At 76.6% G+C, this 11,404-nt stretch carries 1 protein-coding gene; it reads left to right on the top strand.

Annotated elements, in window-relative coordinates; translation table 11 throughout:
* Positions 1–2 precede the first annotated feature (2 nt).
* Positions 3–11,393: a type I polyketide synthase gene (locus OG767_RS16115; protein ID WP_405094231.1), complete on the top strand. Its 11,391-nt coding sequence runs from the start codon at positions 3–5 to the stop codon at positions 11,391–11,393.
* Positions 11,394–11,404: the final 11 nt, after the last annotated feature.

Genomic DNA, 11,404 nt, shown 5'->3' on the forward strand with positions numbered 1-11,404 from the left:
CAGTGGGCACCACCGGACCGGCCGGGGACGAGGCACGGCTCCGGGAGTATCTGACCCGGGTCGTCACCGAGCTGCACCAGACCCGCCAGCGGTTGCGCGAGGTCACCGCCGAGGAGTCCGAGCCGGTGGCGGTGGTGGCGATGAGCTGCCGCTACCCCGGCGGGATCAGCTCGCCGGAGGAGCTGTGGCGGTTCGTCGCGGACGGCGGCGACGCCATCGGCGACTTCCCCGCCGACCGGGGCTGGAACCTCGACCTGCTGCACCACCCCGACCCGGAGAACGCCGGCACCTCCTACACCGCGGCCGGCGGGTTCCTGGCCGACGCCGGGCAGTTCGACGCCGCGCTGTTCGGCGTCTCGCCCCGCGAGGCGGTCGCCATGGACCCGCAGCAGCGGCTGCTGCTGGAGGTCACCTGGGAGCTGTTCGAACGCGCCGGACTGGCCCCGCTGTCGCTGCGCGGCAGCCGCACCGGCGTCTTCGTCGGCACGTCCGGCCAGGACTACGCCGCCGTGCTGCACCGCGCGCCGAACGCCGAGGGGTACGTGCTCACCGGCACCGCCGCCAGCGTGGTCTCCGGCCGGCTCGCCTACACGTTCGGGCTGGAGGGCCCGGCGATCACCGTGGACACCGCCTGCTCGTCCTCGTCGGTCGCGGTGCACCTCGCCGCCCAGGCGCTGCGGGAACGCGAGTGCGGGCTGGCGGTGGCCGGCGGCGCCACCGTGATGGCCACGCCCGGCCCGTTCGTGGAGTTCTCCCGGCAGCGCGGACTGGCCGCCGACGGCCGGTGCAAGTCGTTCGCCGCCGCCGCCGACGGCACCGGCTGGGCCGAGGGCGTCGGCGTGCTGCTGCTGGAACGGCTCAGCGACGCCCGCCGCAACGGCCACCCGGTGCTGGCCGTCATCCGCAGCTCGGCGGTCAACCAGGACGGCGCGAGCAACGGCCTCACCGCCCCCAACGGCCCGTCCCAGCAACGCGTCATCCGGGCCGCGCTGGCCGGCGCGAAGCTCACCCCCGACCTGGTCGACGTGGTGGAGGCACACGGCACCGGCACCACGCTGGGCGACCCGATCGAGGCGCAGGCGCTGCTGGCCACGTACGGCCAGGACCGGCCCGCCGACCGGCCGCTGCTGCTCGGCTCGATCAAGTCGAACCTCGGGCACGCGCAGGCCGCCGCCGGCATCGCCGGGATCATCAAGATGATCCACGCCATGCGGCACGGGATCGTCCCGGCCACGCTGCACGTCGACGAACCCACCCCGCACGTCGACTGGACCGCCGGCGCGGTCCGGCTGGTCACCGAGCCGACGCCGTGGCCGGCCGTGGACCGGCCCCGCCGGGCCGCCGTCTCCTCGTTCGGCATGAGCGGCACCAACACCCACATCGTGCTGGAACAACCCGCCGACGAACCGGCGGCCCCGGCCACGCCGGCCGACCGGACCGCACCGGTGCTGCTCACCGGCCGCACCCGTACCGCGCTGCGCCAGCAGGCCGAACGCTGGTCCCGGCGGCTCGCCACCGAGCCGGGCCTCGCGCCCGCCGACGTGGCCTGGACGTCGGTGGTCTCCCGGTCGCCGCTGGAGCACCGCGCCGTGGTGCTCGCCGCCGACCGGGACGAGCTGACCGTCGCGCTGGACGCGCTCGCCGACGACCGGTCCGCCCCGCCGCTGGTCACCGGTGCCGCCGGCCAGCCCGGCGAGGTCGCGTTCGTCTTCCCCGGCCAGGGCTCGCAGTGGATCGGCATGGCCGCCGGGCTGCTCGACACCGCGCCGGTGTTCGCGGCGAAGCTCACCGCCTGCGCCGAGGCGCTGCGCCCGTACGTCGACTGGTCGCTGCTCGACGTGCTGCGCGGCGCGCCGGACGCGCCGTCGCTGGACCGGGTGGACGTGGTGCAGCCGGCGCTGTTCGCGGTCGGCGTGTCCCTCGCCGCGCTGTGGCAGTCCTACGGCGTGCAGCCGTCCGCGGTGATCGGCCACTCGCAGGGCGAGATCGCCGCCGCGTACGTCGCGGGTGGGCTCAGCCTGGACGACGCCGCCGCCGTGGTGGCGCTGCGCAGCCGGGTCATCGCGGAGCTGGCCGGCGACGGCGGCATGGTGTCCGTGGCGACCACCGCCGACGAGGCGACCGAGACGATCACCCGCTGGGACGGGCGGATCTCCCTCGCGGCGGTCAACGGCCCGACCGCGGTGGTGGTCTCCGGCGACATCGCCGCGCTGGACGAGCTGGTCGCCCACTACGAGGCCCGGGACGTCCGGGTACGCCGGGTGCCGGTGGACTACGCCTCGCACTCCGCGCACGTCGAGCCGCTCCGCGACCAGCTCCTGGCCCGGCTCGCCGACGTGACCCCGCGCAGCGGCACGGTCCGGTTCCGCTCCACCGTCACCGGCGACTGGCTGGACACCGCCGGCCTCGACGCCGACTACTGGTACCGCAACCTGCGCCAGACGGTCCACTTCGACGACGCGGTCCGCCGCCTCGTCGACGCCGGCTACCGCACGTTCGTCGAGGTCAGCGCGCACCCGGTGCTCACCATGGCGGTGCAGGACAGCGCCGAGGCCGCCGGCGGCCCGGACGCCGCCACCGTCACCGGCACGCTGCGCCGGGACGAGGGCGGCCTGGACCGGTTCCACCGGTCCGTCGCGGCGCTGCACGTCGCCGGCGCGACGGTGGACTGGCAGCCCGCGTTCGCCGGCCGGCCCGGTCGCCTGGTCGACCTGCCCACCTACCCGTTCCAGCGGCAGCACTACTGGGTGCCCGCCGACGAGCCGGCCGTCCCGGCCGCCGGCGCCGCCCTGCTCGACCACCGGTTCTGGGACGCCGTCGACCGCGCCGACCTGGACGCGCTGCGCGACACCCTGGCCGTCGACGACGCCGAGGCGGCCGAGTCGCTGCGGACGCTGCTGCCCGTGCTCGCCGGCTGGCGACGCCGGCAGCAGCAGCACGACCAGGTCGACGGCTGGCGCTACCGGATCGAGTGGCAGGCCGCGCCCGAACCGGCCACCGCCGCGCTCGGCGGCACCTGGTTGCTGGCGGTGCCGACCGGCCTCGACGACGACCCGGCCGTGGCCGCCGTCCGCGACGCGCTCACCGCCGCCGGCGCCGACGTGCGCCCGCTGACCGTGGCACCCGACGCCGACCGGCCCGCGCTCGCCGCCGCGCTCACCGACGCCACGCGGGTCGACGCCACGGATGCCGACGTCACCGACGCCGACGCCACGGATGCCGACGCCACGGATGCCGACGTCACCGACGCCGACGCCGGCCGCGACGGCCGCGTCGACGTCGGCGGGGTGGTCTCGCTGCTGTCCTGGGCGCCCGCCACCGACCCGGACCCGCTCCTGCCCGGCCTGGCCGCCACGCTCGCGCTCACCCAGGCGCTCGGCGACACCGGCCTGGCCGCGCCGCTGTGGCTGGTGACCCGCAACGCGGTGGCCGCCACCGCGTACGACCGGGGCACCGACCCGGCCCAGGGCGCGGTCTGGGGGCTGGGCCGGGTGGCCGGCGTGGAGGCCCCGCACCGCTGGGGCGGCCTCGTCGACCTGCCCGCCGAACCCGACGCGCGCGCCGCCGGCCGGCTCGCCGCACTGCTCGCCGCGCCGGCCGGCGAGGACCAGCTCGCCGTGCGCGGCCCCGGCGTCCTGCGCCGCCGCCTGGTCCGCGCGCCGATCGGCGACCGCCCCCCGGTACGCCACTTCACGCCCACCGGAACCGTGCTGGTCACCGGCGGCACCGGCGGGCTCGGCGCGCGCGCCGCCCGCTGGCTCGCCGACGCCGGCGCCGCACACGTGGTGCTGGTCAGCCGGCGCGGCCCGGACGCGCCCGGTGCGGCCGAGCTGGCCGCCGAGCTGCGCGAGCGGGGCGCCCGCGTCACGGTCGCCGCCTGTGACCTCGCCGACCGGGCCGCCGTCACCGCGCTTGTCGACCGGCTGCGCGCCGAGGGTCCGCCGATCCGCGCCGTCCTGCACACCGCCGGCCTGCCGCAGACCACCCCGCTGGACGCCGTCACCGCCGCCGAACTGGCCGAGGTGACCGCCGGCAAGGTGGCCGGCGCGGCCCACCTGCACGACCTGCTCGCCGACGACGAGCTGGACGCGTTCGTCGTCTACTCGTCCATCGCCGCCACCTGGGGCAGCGCCGGGCAGGCCGGGTACGCGGCCGGCAACGCCTACCTGGACACGCTGGCGCAGCGGCGACGCACCGACGGGCTGGCCGGCACCGCCATCGCCTGGGGTTCGTGGGGCGAGGGCGGCATGCACGTGGCCGACTCCGACCGGGCGCTGCGCCGCCGGGGCGTGCCGCCGATGGACGCCGACGTCGCGATGAGCGCGCTGCGGCAGGCCCTCGACCACGACGACGTGACGCTCACGGTCGCCGACGTGGACTGGTCCCGGTTCGCGCCCGCGTACGCGTCCGCCCGGCGTCGGCCGCTGCTGGAGGGCGTACCGGAGGCGAAGGCCGCGCTCGACGGCGGCGCGCCGGCCGACGGCGACGCCGACGACGGACCGGCGGCGACGCTGCGGGCCCGGCTCGCCGGCCTGGATCCGGCCCGCCGCGAGGAGACGCTCGCCGACCTGGTCCGGGAACTCGCCGCCGACGTGCTCGGCCACGCCGACGCCGCCGCGATCCCGGCCACCACCGCGTTCCGGGACCTCGGCTTCGACTCGCTGACCGCGGTGGAGCTGCGCAACCGGCTGGTCACCGCCACCGGCCAGCCGCTGCCCACCACGCTGGTCTTCGACCACCCCACACCGGTGGCGCTGGCCCGGCTGCTGCGGGACACGCTGCTCGGCGCCGACCCGGCGCCCGCCGGGACCCCGGTCACCACCGTCGCGTCCGGCGAGGAGCCGGTGGCCGTGGTGGCGATGGCCTGCCGCTTCCCCGGCGGCGTCAGCGACCCGGACGCGTTGTGGCGGATCGTCGCCGACGGCGTGGACACGGTCGGCGACTTCCCCACCGACCGGGGCTGGGACCCGGACACTCTCGTCGACCCGGCGGCGGCGTCGGCCGGCACCACCTACACCGACCAGGGCGCGTTCGTGGCCGACGCCGGCCACTTCGACCCGGTGTTCTTCGGCATCTCGCCGCGCGAGGCCGCCGCCATGGACCCGCAGCAGCGGCTGCTGCTGGAGGCGTCCTGGGAGGCGATCGAGCGGGCCGGCGTGGTGCCGGAATCGCTGCGCGGCTCCCGGACCGGCGTGTTCGCCGGCACCAACGGACAGGACTACCGCGCGTTGGTGCTGGTCGCCCCGGACGAGAGCTTCGGCGGCACCGACAACGCGGCAAGCGTGGTGTCCGGCCGGGTGTCGTACGCGCTGGGCCTGGAAGGACCGGCCGTGTCGGTGGACACCGGCTGCTCGTCGTCGCTCGTCGCGTTCCACCTGGCCGTGCAGGCGCTGCGCCGCGGCGAGTGCGACCTGGCGCTCACCGGCGGCGTGACCGTGATGGCGACACCCGGGCTGTTCGTCGAGTTCTCCCGCCAGCGTGGACTGGCCGCCGACGGCCGGGTCAAGGCGTTCGCCGCCGGCGCCGACGGCACCGGCTGGGGCGAGGGCGTCGGCGTGCTGCTGCTGGAACGGCTCTCCGAGGCCCGCCGCAACGGTCACCCGGTGCTCGCCGTGGTGCGCGGCAGCGCGATCAACCAGGACGGCGCGTCGAACGGCCTGACCGCGCCGAACGGCCCGTCGCAGCAGCGGGTCATCCGCGCGGCGTTGGCGGACGCGGGTCTGTCCACGTCGGACGTGGACGTGGTGGAGGCGCACGGCACCGGCACCACACTCGGCGACCCGATCGAGGCGCAGGCGCTGCTCGCCACGTACGGGCAGGACCGGGCCGAACCGCTGCTGCTCGGGTCGATCAAGTCGAACATCGGGCACACCCAGGCCGCGGCCGGCGTCGCCGGGATCATCAAGATGATCCTCGCGATGCGGCACGGCGTGGTGCCGCCGACGCTGCACGTGGACGAGCCGTCGCCGCACATCGACTGGTCGGCCGGCGCGGTGGAGCTGGTGACCGAGGCGCGGGAGTGGCCGGCGGTGGACCGGCCGCGTCGGGCGGCGGTGTCGTCGTTCGGCATCTCCGGCACCAACGCCCACGTCGTCATCGAACAGGCCGACGAGCCCGACGCGCGGCCGGCGTCCGCCGCCCCGGGCCTGGTGGACGCCGACGTCCGGCTGTGGCCGGTGTCGGCCCGTACCCGGGCCGGCGTCGCCGCGCAGGCCGCCCGGCTCGCCGCCCACCTGCGCGCCGGCGGGCAGCTCGACCCGGCGGCGGTGGCCTGGTCCCTCGCCACCACCCGCTCGACGTTCGAGCACCGCGCCGCAGTGGTCGGCGCCACCGGCGACGAGCTGTTGACGGCGCTGGACGCGCTCGCGTCGGGCACCCCGACGGGAAACGTGGTGTCGGGTTCGGTCGTCGAGCACGGTCCGGGTCCGGTGTTCGTGTTTCCGGGTCAGGGTGGTCAGTCGGTGCGGATGGCGGCCGGTCTGGTGGGTCGGTGTGCGCCGTTCGATGCGCGGTTGGCGGAGTGTCAGCGGGCGTTCGCGCCGTTCCTGGACGTGGATCTCGTGTCGGTGTTGACCGGTGACGACGACGCCTGGCTGGACCGGGTGGAGGTGTTGCAGCCGGTGTTGTTCGCGGTCGGTGTGTGTCTGGCGGAGGTGTGGCGGGCTGCCGGGGTGGAGCCGTCGTTGGTGATCGGGCATTCGCAGGGTGAGATGGCCGCGGCGTGTGTGGCCGGGGTGCTCTCGTTGGACGACGCGGCGAGGGCGGTGATTCTGCGGGCGCGGTCCCTGGCCACTCTGGCGGGTTCCGGTGGGATGTTGGCGGTGGATCTGCCCGAGCGCGAGGTGGAGGCGCGGATCGAGGGGATCGCGGGCACGGTGGTGGCGGTGCTCAACGGTCCCGGTCACGTGGTGGTGTCCGGTCCGCCCGAGACGCTCGCCGAGCTGCGTCAGCGGTGGGAGGTCGAGGGGGTGCGGGCGAAGCCGGTGCCGTTCAACTACGCCTCCCACAACCCGGCCGTGGAGCGGATCCGCGACCGGATGCTCACCGATCTGGCGGGGTTGTCGCCGCAGGCGGGTCAGGTCCGGATGGTGTCGACGGTGACCGGTGACTGGGCTGACCCGGAGGGTATGGACGGCGACTACTGGTACACGAATCTGCGGCAGCCGGTGCGGTTCGAGCAGGCGGTGCGGACCGCCATCGCGGCTGGGCATCGCACGTTCGTGGAGGTGTCGGCGCATCCGGTGCTCACGATGCCGGTGACCGCGATCCTCGACGACGCCGACACGGTGGGGCACACGTTGTCGACGTTGCGTCGGGGTGACGACGATCCGACCCGGCTGCTGACCAGCCTCGCGGTCGCGCACACCCTCGGCCTGCCCGTCGACCTGACCCGCGTCCTCGCCCCCGCGACCACCGTCGACCTGCCCACGTACGCGTTCGACCGGAAGCGGTACTGGCTCACCACGACCGCCCGACCCACCCACGACGTCGCCTCCGCCGGCCTCCAGGACGCCGGGCACCCGCTGCTCAGCGCCGCGCTGCCGGTCGCCGACGACCGGACCGTGGTGCTCACCGGACGGCTGTCCACGCGTACCCACCCGTGGCTCGCCGACCACGTCGTCGGCCGGACCGTCGTCGTCCCCGGCACCGCGCTCGCCGACATGGTGATCCGGGCCGGCGACGAGGTCGACGCCGGTCAGGTCGGCGACCTCACGCTGATCAGCCCGCTCGTGCTGCCCGCCACCGGCGCCGTCCAGGTGCAGGTACGCGTCGGCGCGCCCGACGACGCCGGCGAACGGGCCGTCACGCTGCACTCCCGGCCCGCCGACGACGGCGACGCCGACTGGACCCGGCACGCCGAGGGTCTGCTGCTGCCGCAGCTTTCCGAACCCGAACCCGGGCCGGGGGAGTGGCCGCCGGCCGGCGCCGTCGAGGTCGACGCGGACCTGGACGCCTGGTACGCCCGCACCGCCGAGGCCGGCCTCACCTACGGGCCCGCGTTCCGCTGCCTGCACCGCGTCTGGCGGCGCGGCGACGAGGTGTACGCCGAGGTGGCGCTGCCCGAGGCGCAGGCCGCCGACGCGTCCCGGTTCGGCCTGCACCCGGCGCTGTTCGACGCGGCCCTGCACGCCACCGGCCCCACCGCACTGCTCGGCACGCCCGCCGAGGCCGGCAGCGGCTGGCTGCCGTTCACGCTCCGCGCGGTCACGCTGCACGCCCACGGCGCCACCCGGCTGCGGGTGACGATCCGCTCGCTCGGCCCGGACACGGTCGCCGTCACGCTCGCCGACCCGGCCGGCCGACCGGTCGCCACCGTCGAGTCGCTGACGTTCCGCCCGGTCGCCGCCGGCCAGGACGACGCCGCCGCCGCGCTGCGCCGCACCGCCGTGTTCCACCTGGACTGGACACCGCTGCCGGCCACCGACACCCCGGCCCCGAACCGCTGGGCGCTGCTCACCGGCGACCGCACCGACCCGGCCGGCGCCGGCCTCGCCGACCCGGCCGCCCACCACGAGGCCGTGCCTGCCGCGCGGACCGAAGCCGGCCACCACGGCGCCGATCCGGCCGGCGGCGGTCAGGTCGGCGCGCCCGGCGGCGACCCCGCCGGGCTGGCCGGAGCGCTGAGCGGAGCCGGTCACCGGGTGACCGTCCACCCCGACCTGGACGCGCTGCTCGCCGCCGTGGACGGCGACGACGACGTACCGGAGATCGTGGTCGACCTGCGCGGCGGCCCCGGCCCGGACCTGGAGCGGGTGGACGCGGACGCCCACTCCGCCGCCCGCGACACGCTCGCGCTGGTGCACCGGTGGCTGACCGAACCCCGCCTGGAGGCCGCTCGCCTGGTGCTCGCCACCCGGGGCGCGGTCGCCGCCGCGCCCGGCGAGGCCCCCCGCGACCCGGCCCGCGCCGCGGTGTGGGGGCTGGTCCGCTCCGCCCAGTCCGAACACCCCGGCCGGTTCACGCTGCTCGACCTGGACGACGCCGCCGCCACGCTCGACGCGGTGCCGGCCGCGCTCGCGTCCGGCGAACCGCAGCTCGCGCTCCGCGACGGCGCTGCCCTTACCCCCCGACTGGCCCGGGCCCGGGACACCGGTGTGCTGACGCCACCCGGCGACCGGCAGCCGTGGCGGCTCGACGTCACCGAGAAGGGCACGCTGGAGAACCTGGCGTTGCTGCCGGTGCCGGTCGAGGCCGGCGCGGTGCCGGCCGGGCACGTCGCGGTCGAGATGCGCGCGTCCGGCCTCAACTTCCGGGACGTGGTGCTGGCGCTCGGCATGGTCCCCGGCCAGGAGGTGCTCGGCAGCGAGGGCGCCGGCGTGGTCCGCGAGGTCGGCCCCGGCGTCACCGACCTGAAACCCGGCGACCGGGTGATGGGCATCTTCGCCGGCTCGTTCGCCACCGTCGCGGTCACCGACCACCGCATGGTCACCCGCATCCCGGACGGCTGGTCGTACGCGGAGGCGGCCGGCGTGCCGGTGGTCTTCCTCACCGCCTGGTACGGGCTGGTCGAGCTGGGCCGGCTCACCGCCGGCGAGTCGGTGCTGGTGCACGCCGCCACCGGCGGCGTCGGCATGGCCGCGGTGCAGATCGCCCGGCACCTCGGCGCCGAGGTCTACGGCACGGCCAGCCCCGGCAAGTGGCCGGTGCTGCGCGCCACCGGCCTCGACGACGCGCACATCGCCTCCTCCCGCTCCCTCGACTTCGTCGACGAGTTCCGGGCCCGCCGCGCCGGGCGGGGCGTCGACGTGGTGCTCAACTCGCTCGCCGGCGCGTACGTGGACGCGTCGCTGCGGATGCTCGACAGCGGCGGCCGGTTCGTCGAGATGGGCAAGACCGACCCGCGTGATCCGGCCCGGGTCGCCGCCGACCACCCCGGCGTCAGCTACCAGGGCTTCGACCTGATGGCGGCCGGCCCGGCCGTCGTCGGGCGGATGCTGGCGGAGCTGATGGCGCTGTTCGCCGCCGGCACGCTGCGCCCGCTGCCGCGCCGCACCTGGGACGTCCGGCGCGCGCCCGAGGCGTTCCGCTTCCTCAGCCAGGCCCGGCACGTCGGCAAGCTCACGCTGACCATCCCGCCGACGCCCCGGCTCGACGGCACCGTCCTGGTCTCCGGCGCCACCGGCACGCTCGGCGCGCTGCTCTGCCGGCACCTGGTCGCCGCACACGGCGCCCGGCACCTGCTGCTGGTCAGCCGGCGCGGCCCGGACGCCGAGGGCGCCGACGAACTGCTGGCCGACCTCAAGGCCGGCGGCGCGGAGGTGCAGCTCGTCGCCGCCGACCTGGCCGACCCGGAGGCGGTCGCCGACGTGCTGTCCCTGGTGGACAAGCGGCACCCGCTGCGCGCCGTGGTGCACACCGCCGGCGTGGTCGACGACGCCACCGTCGAGAAGCTCACCCCGGAGCGGCTCGCCGCGGTGCTGCGCCCCAAGGTCGACGCGGCCTGGAACCTGCACCGCGCCACCCGCGACCACGAGCTGACCGCGTTCGTGCTCTACTCCGCCGCCGCCGGCCTGATGGGCGGTCCGGGCCAGGGCAACTACGCGGCCGGCAACGCGTTCCTCGACGCCCTCGCCGAGCACCGGCGCGCGTCCGGCCTGCCGGCGGTCTCCCTGGTCTGGGGCCTGTGGGCCACCGCCAGCGGGATCACCGGCCACCTGGGCGCGGTCGACCGGCGGCGGCTGGAACGCAGCGGCCTGGTGGCGCTCACCGACCACGAGGCGCTGGCGCTGTTCGACGCCACCTGGCGTTCCGAGCGACCCACGCTGATGCCCGCGAAGATCAGCACGCAGGGCACCGGCGGCCCGGTCCATCCGCTGCTCACCGCGCTGGTCCGCGCCGGCACACGCCGCGGCACCGTCACCGAGGCGGCCGGCGGCCCGGCGTACGCGGAGACGCTGCGCGGCCTGTCCGGCGAGAAACGCGAACGGGCGCTGCGCGACCTGGTGCTGGCGCACGTCGCCGTGGTGCTCGGCGTCGGCGACCCGGCCGGGGTGGAGCCGGACCGCGCGTTCCGGGAACTCGGCTTCGACTCGCTCACCGCGGTCGAGCTGCGCAACCGGCTCGGCGCGGCCACCGGGCTGCGACTGCCGGCCACGCTGGTCTTCGACAACCCGACGCCGGCCGCGCTCGCCGCCCACCTCGCCACCCGGATCGCCGTGCCCGACGGCGCGACCGACGCCTCCGGCGGTGTCGGCCGGGACCTCGACCGGCTGGAGGCGGCGCTGGCCGGGCTCGACCCGGACGACGAGGCGTTCCGCGGCATCACCGAGCGGCTGCACAGCCTGCTGGACCGGTTGACCGCGCGGGAGACGACCGCCGACGACGGCGACCTGGAGTCGGCCACCACCGAGAACATCTTCGACCTGATCGACCGCGAGCTGGAGACGTCTTGACCGCCGGCCGC

Source organism: Micromonospora sp. NBC_01392, from assembly GCF_045040125.1.
GTDB lineage: Bacteria > Actinomycetota > Actinomycetes > Mycobacteriales > Micromonosporaceae > Micromonospora.